Here is a 14,911-nt window from a genome sequence, read left to right as displayed (position 1 = left end):
ATGTTTGAGGGAATTGATTTTTCAAAAATGGGCTCTTTAGTTGAAGAGATGCAAAAAAAAGCAAAAGAAATTGAAGCTGAAAATGACAATAAAGAATTTAGCGTAAAAAGTGGCGGTGGAATGGTTGAGATCAAGATAAATGGAAAAGGTGAAATTCTTGATTTAAATATCGATGATGAATTATTTGAAGATAAAGAAAGCCTTCAAATTTTACTTATTTCAGCTATGAATGATGCTGTAAAACTTATAGAAAATGAGAAAAAAAACCTAGCTTCTAAGATGCTTGGTGGCTTTGGTGGATTTGGAAATTTAGGTGGAGAAAATTCGTGAATGAGCTTGTGATGAGCGGCTTAAAAAATGAATTTGAAAATTTTTTAAAATCAAATTTAATCAAAGCAAAAAGCTATCATCCATACTATGAAAAAGCACTTAATTATATGCTTTCAAATGGCGGGAAATATTTTCGTTCACAGCTTATTTTAGGTGTTGTAAAAGCTTTAAATGAGGAAAAATTAAAAGATGCATTTAGAGTTGCTTTAGCAATTGAGATGATACATACTTACTCACTAATTCATGATGATTTGCCTATTATGGATGATTCTGATTTAAGACGTGGCGTTATTACAACTCATAAAAAATTTGACGAAGTTACAGCTTTATTGGTTGGAGATGCTCTAAACTCACAAGCTTTTTATGAAATTTCAAATGCAAATTTAAATGACACAATAAAAGTAAAATGCTCTCAAACTTTATCAAAAAGTGCCTGTGATATGGTTTTAGGGCAAGCACTTGATTGCTATTTTGAAAAAAAGAAACTAGATCTTGATGAGCTTATTTTTTTACACAACCATAAAACCGGAGCATTAATAGCAGCAAGCTTTAAAATGGGAGCAATAATTGCTGGTTTAGATGATGAAAAATGTGATGAGTTTTATAAAATAGGAGTTGATTTAGGTCTTTTATTTCAAATTAATGATGACATAATAGATGCTGTTAAGACTGAAGAAGAAGCCGGAAAGCCAACAAATCACGATGAGGTTAAAAACTCATTTGTAAATTTGCTTGGAGTTGCTAAATCAAGAGAATTTAGAGATGATTTAGCAAATAAAATTTTAAATCAAGTAGATGATTTAAAAATCAAAGAATTATTAAATTTTTTAATACAAAAATACCTAAAAGGATAGTTATGAATACAAAAATTTCAAATACGATTAAGTTTTTAAGTGCCGATATGGTTCAAAAAGCAAACTCAGGACATCCTGGTGCTCCTATGGGGCTTAGCGACATTATGAGCGTGTTAATGAAATTTATAAAGCACAACCCAAAAAATCCAAAATGGCTAAATAGAGATAGGCTTGTTTTTTCAGGTGGACATGCTAGTGCTTTAGTTTATAGCTATTTATATTTAAGTGGATATGATTTAAGTCTTGATGATCTTAAAAATTTTAGACAACTTCACTCACGCACCCCAGGCCACCCTGAAATTACTACAAATGGAGTTGAGATAGCAACAGGACCACTTGGACAAGGCATTGCAAATGCAGTTGGCTTTGCGCTTGCTAGTAAATACGCTGCAAATTTATTAAATGATGAAAAAACAAAAGTAATTAATCATAAAGTTTATTGTTTTTGTGGGGACGGGGATTTAGAAGAGGGTATTAGTTATGAAGCATGTGCTTTAGCAGGATTTCACAAGCTTGATAATTTAGTCATAATTTATGACTCAAACAACATCACAATTGAGGGAAGTACAAATTTAGCGTGGAGTGAGGATGTAAAAGCAAGATTTGAAGCGCAAGGTTTTGAAGTTGCTAGAATCGATGGGCATGACTTTACTCAGATTGAATTTGCCCTAAGTGAGGCTAAAAATAAAACAAAGCCATATTTAATCATAGCAAATACAAAAATTGCAAAAGGTGCTTTAGAGCTTGAAAACACTTCCAAATCTCACGGTGCTCCACTTGGTGAGGAGTTAATACAAAGAGCAAAAATAGAGGCTGGATTTGACCCAGATAAACATTTTTTTGTTGGTGAAGATGTCTTATTTCAAACAAGAGCAGCAGTTGAAAAAGGTGATTTAGAAGAGGCATTATGGAAAAAAAGTTTAGAAAGTTTAACAAGTGAAAAAAAAGAGCTTTTAAACTCACTTTTAAATCCTGATTTTAGCAAAGTTGAATATCCTGATTTTAGTGGGCAAAAACTTGCAACAAGAGATAGTAACGGTAAAATTATAAATGCCATCTCAAAAGCAGTCCCATCATTTTTAGGAGGAAGTGCAGATCTTGCCCCGTCAAATAAAACAACGCTAAATGATGCAGGAACTTTCCCAGATGGAAAAAATATCCACTTTGGTATTAGAGAGCATGCAATGGCGGCTATTAATAACGCTATTGCAAGATATGGTCTTTTTGTACCATTTTCAGCTACATTTTTTATATTTAGTGATTATCTTAAAAACTCAGCTAGAATGGCGGCTTTAATGAAATTAAAGCATTTTTTTATATTTACTCACGATAGTATTGGCGTTGGCGAAGATGGCCCAACTCATCAACCAATCGAGCAACTTAGCACTTTTAGAGCTATGCCTGGTTTTTACACTTTCCGCCCAGCAGATGGAAATGAAAATGTAAAATGCTGGCAAATAGCTTTAAGTCTAGATGCGCCTTCAGCTTTTGTCTTATCAAGACAAGGTTTAGAGCCACTTCCAAAGCCAGTTTTTGGAGAGCCTAAAAATGGCGGATATCTAATAAAAGAAAGTAGTGATGCAAAAATTACTTTAATTGCAAGTGGAAGCGAGGTAGAGCTTTGCTTAAAGGCAGCAAATTTACTCGAAAGCAAAGATATAAAAACCAATGTTGTAAGTGTGCCTTGTTTTGAAATTTTATGTAAGCAAGAAAAAAGCTATTTAGATAGAATTTTAAGAGGAAAAGTTTTAGCTGTTGAAGCAGCAAGTGGCTTAGAATGGTATAAATTTGCAGATGAGGTTTTGGGTATGCAAACCTTTGGTGAAAGTGGTAAAGCTGGGGATTTGTTTAAGTATTTTGGTTTTAGTGATACAAATGTAGCAAAAATTGCTGAAAGTTTACTATAAATAAAGGCTTATAAAATGATAAAAAATGTAGTATCGGTTATTTTTGGAGTTTTGTTTTTATCAGGCTGTGCACATTTTGCAAAACATGAACCTCTTGGAATAACTCAAAGAGTTATTTTAAAAGATGAAAACTCATCTAAATTTGAACTTGCAACATTTGATAGTTGGGAAAGTGCGTATTTAAAAGATGATAAAGGTGATGCTTTTTCTTTGTTTAAAAAGCCATCTAAAACTGACATTTGCCTAGCTAATAAAAATAACATAAGTATTTGCTTAAAAGACAAAGTTGCTATTTTAAAAAATCAAAACAAAGAGATAAAATTAAAAGTAACTGATCACATGTGGCTTGATTAGGTAAGCTTTAAACCTTGAGATTAGCATAAAAATAAAATTTATGTTAAAATCAAGGTTTTAATTTTTAAATTTATTTGGGTAGATGTCCGAGTGGTTGAAGGAGCACGCCTGGAACGCGTGTGTAGGGCAACTTACCAAGGGTTCGAATCCCTTTCTGCCCGCCATATATTAAAATAAAATCATAAAATTAAATAAGACTAATTTTGTCTTGTTAATTTGTATTTAAAAAAAGTTAATATCTAATTTATCACAAAAGTGTATTATTTCCTTGTCCAACAAGATAAAAACCTCCTTTTTGTAGAAAATGGGTGCTTCTAAGCACCCTAAACTTTCAAATTTTTAAAATAATTCACCCCAAAAACACAAAATATTTTATTTATTTAGCAAATTTAGCTAAAATTCGTTTAATTTAAAAAAGGAAATTTATGCTTACACATTTAGATGAAAACAATCAGCCAAAAATGGTTGATGTAAGTTTGAAAAATGAAACTTTAAGGATTGCAAAAGCAAGCGGTATTATAAGAATGAGCGAAGAAGCTTTTAGAGCAATTAAGGAAAATACCGCTAAAAAAGGGCCTGTTCTTCAAACTGCTGTTGTAGCTGCTATAATGGGGACTAAAAAAACAAGCGAACTTATACCGATGTGTCACCCACTTTTAATAAGTTCGGTAAAAGTTGATATTGAAGAACTTAAAAATGCTTTTAAGCTTTTTGTTACTGTTAAAATAACTGGAAAAACAGGCGTTGAAATGGAAGCACTAACCGGCGTTAGCGTAGGACTTTTAACGATATATGATATGGTAAAAGCTATTGATAAAGCTATGGTTATAGATGAGATTATGCTTTTAAATAAAAGTGGAGGAAAAAGTGGCGAGTATGTGCGATCTTAAAAAAAGTCCTGAAATTTCATATCCAACTTTATGGAGTTATAGGGTTATTTTAAATGGTGATGAAAAAATTATCAAAAAGGCTTTAGAAGGACTTGATGCCGATATTTCGCCATCAAATAAAACAGCTAATTTAAAGAGCTACAAAGTTAGCTTAATGGTAAATTCCAAGCAAGAAAGAGATGAAATTTTTCAAAAATTAAGCAAAATTTCAAAATTTGTATTATAAAGGTTAATTATGGAAAAATTTAAAGAAGTTTTAAAACAAAATTTAGAAAATAAAAATTTAAATGGGATTATTTATAACAGCGTTTGTGATAGTGTTAGTGAAATTTTAAAAAATAAAAAAGAAATTAACAAAAACGAGCTTTTTTTTGAGTTTATAAATGCTCTTAAAGATGAGAATTTACTAAATAAAGAAAGAGTAAAAAGCGTAATTTATGCTCTTAAAAAAACTCTTAATAAAAAACAAGAAGATGAAATTTATGATCTTTTATACGAAGTTGAAAGGCTTAAAAAAAACATAGGTCTTCAAAGCAAAGAGCTTAGAGAGCAAATTTATAGTGATTTGAAAAATATCGAAGATGAGGTTAAGTCAAAAGACATCTCAAATAAAAATGAAATTTTATCAGCTATAAATGAAGCCTTAATCGATGCTGTCGATTTAAAAGATATTATAAAAGAAATAAGTGAAAATGTATTTTTAAGCATAATTGAGTCAAAAAGTGATATTTTTGAAGGCTCATATGAGTTTTGTAAAAATTTAACTTATAAAAGCATAAATGAGGGCGAGTTTCAAAGATATAGAATTTTAGAAATTTCAAAAACGATAATATTACGTGCTATAAATGTTGCAAATATTAGCAAAATTTATGCAAAAGATCTTTTAAAAGGTGCGGTTTTAGGTGTAAATGATGGCATTATAAAATCCATGGAAAAATTTCAAAATGAGTTTAAATTTGCACCTGATGAGCTAAGCCAAAAAGCTCAAATTTTAGAAAACGAGCTTTCAAATTTGGAAGAAGAGTTTGTTTTGGTAGTAAAAAATTTAGCTGCGACTACCCAAAACCCAGCACAAGAAGTTCTTAATGAGATATTAAAAAAAGAGTATGATAACTATATCGTTAAGATGAAAAAGCTATCAAGTGATATGATTTCTCAGATAAAATCAAAATTTGAAGATAGTACAATTAGTCAAAATTATAAAGAATTTAGCAAACTTGCCATTAATAAATTTGATGATATAAAAAAAGAAATCACCGCAAAAAGTTCTAAATTTATAGATGATTTTGAACTATATGACAAGCTTTCAAGCTTAAAAAAAGATATCGATGAACTAGAAAAAAAGTTTTTTGGAAAATTTAAAAGTAAAAAAGCTGAAAAAAATAGTGATGAAACTAAAGAAATTTCAAACCGTGCCTATACGGCTACAAAAGAAAAAATAGAAGAAAATAAACTAAAGCCAAAGGAATAGTGATGAATAAAATTTTAACCGCGATTTTTACAACATTATTTTTAATAACAGGTTGCGCTACCACTACAAATCCAGGGGTAGTTGGAGTTGCAAGATCACAAATGCTTTTAGTAAGTGCAAAAGAAATGGATCAAGGTGCCGCACTTGCATATACAAGTACTTTAAAAAAAGCAAAAGCTAGTAGGACTTTAAACACAGATCCAATCCAAACAAAAAGAGTTACTAACATCTCAAAAAGACTTATAAAAGAAGTTGGAGTTTTTAGAACTGATGCAAAAAACTGGGATTGGCAAGTAAATGTTATAAAAGAAAATACAGTAAATGCTTGGTGTATGCCAGGTGGAAGAATTGCTGTTTATACAGGCATTATCGAAAAGCTTAAGTTAAGTGATGCTGAGCTTGCAGCTGTTATTGGACATGAAATGTCACACGCTTTAAGAGAGCATAGTCGTGAAAAGGCAAGTCGTGATTATGCAAAAAATATAGGAATTTTTGCAGTTGGAGCTCTTACTGGAAGTAATGAAATAGCAAATTTGGCAAATATGGCAGCAACTTATGCAGTATCACTTCCATTTTCAAGAGAGCAAGAAACAGAAGCTGATAATATGGGAACTGAACTTATGGCAAGAGCCGGTTATAACCCAAATGCCGCTATTAACGTGTGGAAAAAAATGAAAAGTCTAAGCCAAAAACAACCTTTAGAGTTTTTATCAACTCACCCATCACATGATAATAGAATAGCAAATTTAACTAAAATTGCTCAAAAAGTAATGCCACTTTACGAGAACTCTAAAAAGATTTAAAAATAAAAAGCGATTTACTAAACTTTGGTATAATCGCTTTTTATTCATTATAAATTTAAAGGAACACTTTTGGACACGGACAGTTCGGGTTTAATGTTAATTTTAGCTTTTGTATTTGTGCTTTTAAATGCATTTTTTGTGCTATCTGAGTTTGCTATTGTTAAGATAAGAAAAAGCAAACTTGAAGAGCTTAGCAAAGATGGTGTTAAAAATGCCAAAATGGCTTACGAGATAACAAATTCGCTTGATTCTTATCTTAGTGCAACACAGCTTGGCATTACTATAAGCTCACTTGCGCTTGGTTGGATAGGCGAACCAGCAGTTGCGATGCTTATAGAAAAACCTATAAATTCTATTTTTGAGGCTAATGCCACAGTCATTCACTCAGTTTCATTTATCATATCATTTACTTTTATTACTCTTTTGCATGTTGTCTTAGGAGAGCTTGTTCCAAAGTCAGTAGCTATAGCAACACCTGAAAAATCAGTGCTTTTTGTAGCAAAGCCTCTTCATGCTTTTTGGGTGATATTTAAACCATTTATTACAGTATTTGATTTTTTAGCTGGAGGAATTTTAAAGCTTATTGGCATAAGACCAGCTGGAGAAAGCGAGATAGCTCACTCAGAAGAAGAAATAAAAATAATAGTTGCAGAAAGTCTAAAAGGTGGAGTTTTAGATTCTATCGAAACACAAATTATTAAAAATGCAGTTGATTTTAGTGATACTGTTGCAAAAGAAATTATGACGCCACGAAAACAGATGGTTTGTTTGAATGCTCAAAAAAGCTATGAAGAAAACTATAAAAAAGTTATTGATTCAAAATACACACGATTTCCATATATCGATGGAAGTAAAGATAGTGTTTTAGGGATGATTCATATAAGAGATATTTTACAAAGCGATAAAAAAGACTTCAACAAAATAGTTAGAAAAATTTTAATAGTCCCTGAAAACTCATCAATCGCCTCAATACTATCAATGATGAATAAAGAAAGAATTTCCGCAGCCCTAGTTATAGATGAGTACGGCGGAACATCAGGACTTATCACAATGGAAGATATCATTGAAGAAGTTTTAGGCGATATCAACGACGAGCACGATGAAAGTGAAGTTAAATTTAAATCTATAAAAGATGGAATTTATGAGCTTGTTGGAACTTATGAGATAGAAGATTTTGAAGAAATTACCGGTGTTGATTTTGATGATGATATAGAAGAGATCACAATTGGTGGATATGTTTTTAACCTAATTGGAAGACTTCCAAAAGCAGGCGATAAAACAGAAGATGAAAATTTCATCTACGAAGTTTTAAAAATGGATGGAAACATCATCCAAACACTAAAAGCAATTAAAAAAGAAAAAAATAAAGATGATGAAGAGTAAAAATATTTTTTATTAAATTTGTAAAAAAAGATATTTAAAAGTGGTTTAACGCTGTTTTAATAAAACATTTAAAAGTTTTTATTAAAACCCACTTTCATTTAGTAGCTTATAACTTTCACAACCTTTCATATCTTCTAAATCACACGCTTTTCCAAAATACTCCTTTGCCTCTGCAAAATTTTGTTTTATAAAAACGCCTTCTGTATATATAACGCCCATTTCCCTACAAGCATCACTTTTTCCACCAAGACAAGATTTTTCTAAAAACTCTATTGCTTTATTAGTATCTTTTTCGATAAATTTTGCTTCCATATAAATTTCATATAGCCTATAACACCCTTTTGAATTGTTTTTATCACACATTTTTGTATAAATTTCATTAGCTTTTTTAAAGTCCTGTCTTACTCCAAGACCATTTTCATACATATAAGCCAAATTCTCACACCCAACTAATTTTTTATCATTACAAGATTTTTTATACATTTCAAGTGCTTTAAAGTAGTTTTGTTCTACTCCAAGTCCTTTTTCATACAAAAGTCCTAAATTTTGACAACTTTGGACTATTTTTTTATCACAAGCTTTTTGAAAAAACAGAGCACTTTTTTCTAAGTTTATCTCCACTCCATTGCCATTTAGATACATTAAAGCTAAGTTATGGCATCCAACTGCCATATTTTTATCGCACGCATTTTGCAAAAGCTTAATTGCAGTTTTATACTCTTTTTTAGCATACGCCTTATCAGCCTCATTTAGTATATTTCCAAAAGCAGATAAAAGCATCACTAAAATCAAAACTATTTTTTTCATAATTCACCTTTTTTTATTAAGCCAAAATTATATCAAATTTACCTTAATGTTATTTTTAGTTTTAAACATCACACTATTCTTAATTTTATTTTAAAATATCATTACATAAATTCTATAAATTTATTAATATTTAAGCTATATAACAATAATTTTTTGGTAGAATGGCAAGAAATTCATACAAAAAGGATAGGATATGAACAAAGCTTATAGACATGTCTATAAAGATGGCATTGGTTGGGTAGCCATAGCTGAAAATGCTTCATGTGTGAGCTCAAGTAAAGGAAGTGGCACAGTATCAGCAAAAACTAAAGTTGAGGTTTTAAAAAACTTTTTTGATTTAAGAAATTCAGTTGTTTTAAATAATGGCTTTTTACTAAAAGGGCTATTTGCAGCAACTCTATTTTGCGGAGTGTTTGTAGGTGATCTGAAAGCTGCTCCAAGTAAACAAGAAATAGAGGGCCTTCAAGAAATAGCAAAAATTCAAAATAACGGCACAACAGTTTATACTGGCAATGACGGCTATAGAATGGAAAAGGTTGTAAATCCTGATGGAAGTATAGGATTTAAAGGCAGATTTGATAAGTCCATTATAGATAGAATTGATAGTAATGGTGTAGTAGAAATAGGTGGAAGACATTTTGTTATACCGACAGGATCATTACTAAAAGATAAAAGCCAACTGACAGAAAAAGACTTTATTTTCTTTGAAGTGGTCAAGGATGGCAATGGTAATTGGCGTGGTAAGACTTTCGGAGAGTATAAAGCCGAAGGAAAGTTTGATCCCTTGTTAAATCTTGATAGAGAAGTTGTTCAATATGACGCGCAAGAAAAAAAATGGTATATGCATAATCATGCGGAAACATCTCCTTTAATAAAAGAGGGTAGAAAACTATACTATGGAAAAAAGGAAAATGGCGAGTTCGGTTTTGCCACTTGGAATTATTTAGCAGGAATACCAACAACTAATCCAAAAGATAAGGATGGTATTGGTAATCCTGAAATGATAGATGGTTATTATAAAATAAAATCAGAAACTGTATTCGCAAAAGTTGAATTTCCATTAGGAACAAAAATAGGCGATGAATTTATGTTGAGCAAACCGGAGCGTCTTAGCCTGGTCGGAAAAGACGGTATAAACACAACTCCACAAATATACAAACAAGCTGATAAAACAAATGGCAAAATACCAAATGGTAGAAAAGTCGGAGATAACAAAGATGGAAATATTCGCCTTGGCAATGTCGCTAGAGCAATTTATGATGATGAAGCTGTAAATTTAGGACAATTAAACGAAAAATTAGAAAATTCAAAAACTCATTATGTAAGTATAAAATCATCAACTATCAAAGATAACTATTATAATGACGGCGCAAAAAGCGAAAATGCTATAGCTATCGGACCAAACGCTCAAGCAAAATCTCAAAATGTAGTATCTATCGGCGAAAGTGCCGGTAAAACTAGTCTTAGAAATGGCAATGGATCTATCTTTATAGGTAGAAACGCTGGAAAAGATTCAGATGTACTAGACCCTCAAAGTGTGGAAAATTGGGGAGCTGTATATATCGGACAAGATGCAGGAAAAGGCTCAAAAGGAGATGGAAATCTTTATTTAGGCTCAGATGCAGGTTTTAAGCATCAAGGTTCTCAAAATATTTTCTTAGGCGATGGCGCTAGAAACCTAAAAGATCAACAAGGTAGTGGTGAGAACGAAATCACCAAAGGCAATAGAAATATAGCTATTGGAAATCAATATGTTCACAATCCTGCTAAGGTATATGGAGAAGATGATGCCTTAAATGACACCATTACTATAGGAACCGCCACAAGAGCTAGTGCAAATGGCGCCATAGCTATAGGCTCAGCTTATAATTACAGCTACGATGAGCAATCTAAGCTTACATACTATACAGCAACTTCAGCAAATGGAGTAAGGTCAATAGCTTTAGGTAGTGGCATACTTGTAAATTCAGAAAATGGTGTTGCTATTGGTTTTGGAAGTGGTATAAGTGACGAGAAAGTAACAGATGCTGTAGCCCTTGGCTCATACTCAAAAGCAAACAGAGAAGCTCTTGATGATACTACAAAAAAAGATGTTTATTTGGGTGATAATGAGGCTGTTGCAAAAACAGTCGTAAACACAAAAGGTGCTATTTCTGTTGGCTCTACAATAGAAGGACTTGATGCAAAAGGAAATAAAGTAAATCCTTTTACTCGCCAAATCACAAATGTCGCAGCAGGAACAGAAGACGCTGATGCAGTCAATGTCGCTCAGTTAAAAGCAAAAGCCGATTTAGATGCAAAAAATTTAAGCAATAAAACAGGCAATACAGCTAATGAAACATATGCTGATGTATGGAAAGAAAAACTTGGCATAAGTGATACTAAAATTAAAAAGCTAGCTCAAGAATCTGTTGTAGTAGAAAAAGGAAAAAACACAACAGTTGATACTGATTCTACCACTACACCTGGAAAAACTATATATAAAGTTAATGTAAATTTAGATGACTATGCTAAAACAGTTGATATAAATGAAAAATTAGAAAATTCAAAAATTCATTATGTAAGCATAAACTCATCTAATAAGGATACTGGCTCAAACTATAATAATGATGGCGCAAAAGGTGTTAGCTCCATAGCCATTGGAGAAAAGGCAGTAGCAACTAAAGCCGATAATGGTGCTAGAGGACAAAATGGCGATGGTTCTATAGCTATAGGTGTAAATTCAAAGGTAACAGGTGATTATGCAATAGCCCTTGGTACAAATACAATAACTCGCTCCCAAGGAGCCATATCTATTGGACAAAATGCAGATACTAATGGAACCGGTGCTATAGCTATAGGTCAAGGTGCTAAAGCAACTGGCTATCAGGAAAATGATAGTAGAAAAAGACATTCAAGAAGCGTAGCAATAGGAGCAAAAGCAGAAGCTTTAGGATTTCAATCAGTAGCTTTAGGACATCAAGCAATAGCTTTAGAAGAAGATGCAACAGCCATTGGAAGAGGGGCAGAGGCTAAGAAAATTAGATCCACAGCACTAGGTGCTGAGGCAAGAGCTGATGGTAGTCTATCAACAGCAGTAGGATATAGTAGTAAAGCAAACAAAGATTATTCCACAGCTATTGGAGCTAGGTCAGAAGCTAATGGAAAACAATCACTAGCTTTAGGGTACAGATCAAAAGCACTAGAAGATGACTCTGTAGCTTTAGGACTATACTCACAAGCAACTACAAAAGCTCTTGATGATACTACAAAAAAAGAAGTTTATTTGGGTGATAATGAAGCTGTTGCAAAAACAGTTGCGAATACAAAAGGTGCTATATCAGTTGGCTCTGAAATAGATGGACTTGATGAAAATTCAGATCCAGTAGAGCCTTTTACTCGCCAAATCACAAATCTTGCAGCAGGAACTAAAGACACTGATGCAGTCAATGTCGCTCAACTAAAATCATTTGCAGATAAAGGTCTAAAATTCAATGCCAACGCAGGTAGTGAACACACTGCAAAACTTGGTACACAAATTTCAATTAAAGGTGCTACTGCAAATACCGATTGGGCTAACTTTGATAGTGGCAAAAACATTATGACAAATATAAATGGCAATAATATTGTTGTAGGCTTATCAAAAGATCTTAAAAACATCAACTCAATCACTACTGAGGACAAAGGCACTTTAACAATTAATGCTGGAGATAATAAGCAATACACATTTGGAGATACAAATTTAGTAGATACAAGTGTTATTACAAATAAAGATTTGACTACTAAAGTAACCAAAGTTGTAGGTGATTCAAAATTTGCTATAACAGGTGATAGTGGAAATGGCGAAGTAACACTTAAAGATGGTCTTAGTGTTGTAGGTGGTGCTAATTCAGGTATTACTACAAAAGCTGAAAACGGTAAATTTACTTTATCGCTCAATGAAACCAAAGTTAAAGAGTTAGCTACTAAAGGTCTAGATGAAAATTATTTAAAAATAGATGGTGATAACATAAAAGATAAAGAAGATAAAAAATCAAAACTTGGTGAAAATGTAGGAACAGATGATATTGCTAATGGTGGAACTAAGTTAGTTCAAGCTGATGCAGTTAAAAACTATACTGATACTATCAGCACAAGCCTAACCGATAAAGGTCTAAAATTCAATGCCAACGCAGGTAGTGAACACACTGCAAAACTTGGTACACAAATTTCAATTAAAGGTGCTACTGCAAATACCGATTGGGCTAACTTTGATAGTGGCAAAAACATTATGACAAATATAAATGGCAATAATATTGTTGTAGGCTTATCAAAAGATCTTAAAAACATCAACTCAATCACTACTGAAAAAGGTGGCAATTTAGTAATTAATGCTGGAGATGAAATATACACATTTGATAATGGAAAGAATAAAGACGCAGATACAAATGTAGTTACAAATAAAGACCTTAAAGAAGCTGTAAAACAAATTAATACCCAAGTTGGTAGTGTTAATTTAAATATAGAAGGAGATAAAAGCACTAAAGGAAGTGTAAATTTAAAAACCGAAACTCTTAATATCAACGGAGATGGTAAAAATATCACAACTTCAGTTAAAAACGGCGAAGTAAAAGTAGCCTTGAACGATGAGATTAATCTTGGAAAAGATGGCGAAATTAAGACAAGACTTGGAAATGATGGTTTGACAATTACCCAAGTTGATGGAACAAAAGGACCTAGCATAACAGCAGATGGTATTGCTATGAATGATAAGCAAATCACTGGATTAAAGAGTGGCTTGGATGGTTTAGGTAAAAATGGAAAAGATGGTACCATAGCCGATTATAAAGAATTAAGTGATTCTGAAAAGGAAAAGTATAAACATAACGCTGCTACTATCGGTGATCTTGCAACTGTTGATGGAAAGATAGTCAATGTTTCAACCAATATCAATAATATTATAGGAAATACATATATTAAAGATGATGCTAATGGAAACAAAACAATAGATTTAGATAAAATCAAAAAAGATTTAGTTACAAATTCAGCTTCTGGTCAAAAACAAGTAGTTGCTGATGGAGCTGGGGCTATTGATATGATAGTAAATTCTATCAAAAATATTAACACCCAAGGAACAAGATTTTTCCATGTTAATGATGGTCAAGCCAAGGGAACAGGTAAATTAGATGAGCATGACTCAAGCGCAGATTCTAAAGGTGGTGTAGCTATAGGAATGCAAGCAAAAGTGAGCAATAACGCCGAAAATGCAGTTTCTATAGGAACAAATTCTATAACAAGTGTTGCTGGTGGTGTAGCTCTTGGAAGTGGTTCAGTTGCAAACAGAACAACAAATTTAAAAGGCTATATACCTACTGGTGCAACTGCTGAGCAAGAAAAAGCTATAAAAGAAACATCAAAAGGAAGCTTAGGAGTTGTTTCGGTTGGGGAATTTGATGGAGAAAAACTTATAGCCTCTCGTCAAATTACAGGTGTTGCAGCTGGTACAGAGGACTCAGATGCAGTAAATGTTGCTCAACTAAAAGCAGTTCAAAGAGTTAGTCAAAGTGCTCAGTGGATAGCAGCAGATAATCGTAAATTTGACAAAAATGGTGAAATTGTAGATAATAACATTCCAGCAGAAGCAAAAGGTGTAAACTCAGTTGCTATTGGTGCTGGTTCAAATACAAAAGTTGTGTCAAATGGAAAAGTAGTTGAAAGACCAAACACAGTATCTGTTGGTGGGTTAAATAAAGATGGTACAGTAACTCAAAGAACTATAAGCAATGTTGCCCCTGGTGTTCTGGACTCAGATGCTGCTACTATGGGACAACTAAGAGCTGGATTAAACGATGTTTATGGAAAGCTTGGCGAGTATAAAAAAGATGCTAGTGCTGGAACAGCTTCAGCTCTAGCAGTAGGAAATCTTCCACAAGCAACAATCCCAGGAAAGGGAATGGTTAGTTTAGGAAGTGGCTTTTATGATGGTGAGTCAGCTATGGCGATAGGCTTATCAAAAATGAGCGATAGTGGAAAATGGGTATTTAAAGGTAGCGCAAGTTATGATTCACAAGAAAAAGCAGGAGCTGCTTTATCTGTAGGATTTCATTTTTAATTAAAAGAAGGAGCTTATGCTCTTTCTTTTTTGATATTATAA

At 32.6% G+C, this 14,911-nt stretch carries 11 protein-coding genes and 1 tRNA gene; 11 read left to right on the top strand and 1 reads right to left on the bottom strand.

Going from position 1 to position 14,911, the window contains the following annotated elements; genetic code table 11:
• From O6B72_RS00555 to O6B72_RS00510, 10 genes are all read left to right on the top strand, one after another.
• Entirely contained in the window at positions 1–330 is a 330-nt protein-coding gene (locus O6B72_RS00555; protein WP_018713495.1) for a YbaB/EbfC family nucleoid-associated protein, read from the top strand.
• An 11-nt stretch (positions 331–341) separates the two neighbouring features.
• A complete protein-coding gene (locus tag O6B72_RS00550) occupies positions 342–1,184 on the top strand; it encodes a polyprenyl synthetase family protein (RefSeq protein WP_269491933.1) in 843 nt (280 codons plus the stop codon).
• A 2-nt stretch (positions 1,185–1,186) separates the two neighbouring features.
• A complete protein-coding gene (tkt, locus tag O6B72_RS00545; protein ID WP_269491932.1) occupies positions 1,187–3,091 on the top strand; it encodes a transketolase in 1,905 nt (634 codons plus the stop codon).
• Positions 3,092–3,106: 15 nt separating this feature from the next.
• Positions 3,107–3,445: a hypothetical protein gene (locus O6B72_RS00540; protein WP_269491187.1), complete on the top strand. Its 339-nt coding sequence runs from the start codon at positions 3,107–3,109 to the stop codon at positions 3,443–3,445.
• A gap of 76 nt (positions 3,446–3,521) precedes the next feature.
• Positions 3,522–3,609: transfer RNA gene (locus O6B72_RS00535), tRNA-Ser, on the top strand.
• Positions 3,610–3,870: 261 nt separating this feature from the next.
• On the top strand, positions 3,871–4,335 hold the full coding sequence (moaC, locus tag O6B72_RS00530; protein WP_156847115.1) for a cyclic pyranopterin monophosphate synthase MoaC: 465 nt from the start codon (positions 3,871–3,873) through the stop codon (positions 4,333–4,335).
• The gene (locus O6B72_RS00525; protein ID WP_269491406.1) at positions 4,322–4,561 is read left to right on the top strand and encodes an HP0495 family protein; all 240 of its coding nucleotides are present in this window, start codon (positions 4,322–4,324) and stop codon (positions 4,559–4,561) included. The genes moaC and O6B72_RS00525 overlap by 14 nt, the downstream gene beginning before the upstream one ends.
• Positions 4,562–4,570: 9 nt before the next feature.
• On the top strand, positions 4,571–5,806 hold the full coding sequence (locus O6B72_RS00520; protein WP_269491931.1) for a hypothetical protein: 1,236 nt from the start codon (positions 4,571–4,573) through the stop codon (positions 5,804–5,806).
• A gap of 2 nt (positions 5,807–5,808) precedes the next feature.
• Positions 5,809–6,609 (top strand): M48 family metallopeptidase, encoded by an 801-nt coding sequence (locus O6B72_RS00515; protein WP_050333429.1) that lies wholly within the window; start codon positions 5,809–5,811, stop codon positions 6,607–6,609.
• 93 nt (positions 6,610–6,702) lie between these two features.
• The gene (locus tag O6B72_RS00510) at positions 6,703–7,992 is read left to right on the top strand and encodes a hemolysin family protein (protein WP_269491960.1); all 1,290 of its coding nucleotides are present in this window, start codon (positions 6,703–6,705) and stop codon (positions 7,990–7,992) included.
• A gap of 81 nt (positions 7,993–8,073) precedes the next feature.
• Here the strand turns inward: O6B72_RS00510 and O6B72_RS00505 are convergent, their stop codons facing one another.
• Positions 8,074–8,799: a tetratricopeptide repeat protein gene (locus O6B72_RS00505; RefSeq protein WP_269491930.1), complete on the bottom strand. Its 726-nt coding sequence runs from the start codon at positions 8,797–8,799 to the stop codon at positions 8,074–8,076.
• A 193-nt stretch (positions 8,800–8,992) separates the two neighbouring features.
• Between O6B72_RS00505 and O6B72_RS00500 the strand changes: the two genes are divergently transcribed.
• Positions 8,993–14,869, top strand: coding sequence for a YadA-like family protein (locus tag O6B72_RS00500; protein WP_269491929.1), 5,877 nt, complete (start codon positions 8,993–8,995; stop codon positions 14,867–14,869).
• The last annotated feature ends 42 nt before the right edge of the window (positions 14,870–14,911 follow it).

Origin of the sequence: Campylobacter ureolyticus, from assembly GCF_027277485.1 — a bacterium.
Taxonomy (GTDB): Bacteria; Campylobacterota; Campylobacteria; order Campylobacterales; family Campylobacteraceae; genus Campylobacter_B; species Campylobacter_B ureolyticus_B.
The sequence above is the reverse complement of the archived record's forward strand: the minus strand, read 5'-3'. Positions and strand labels throughout refer to the sequence as shown.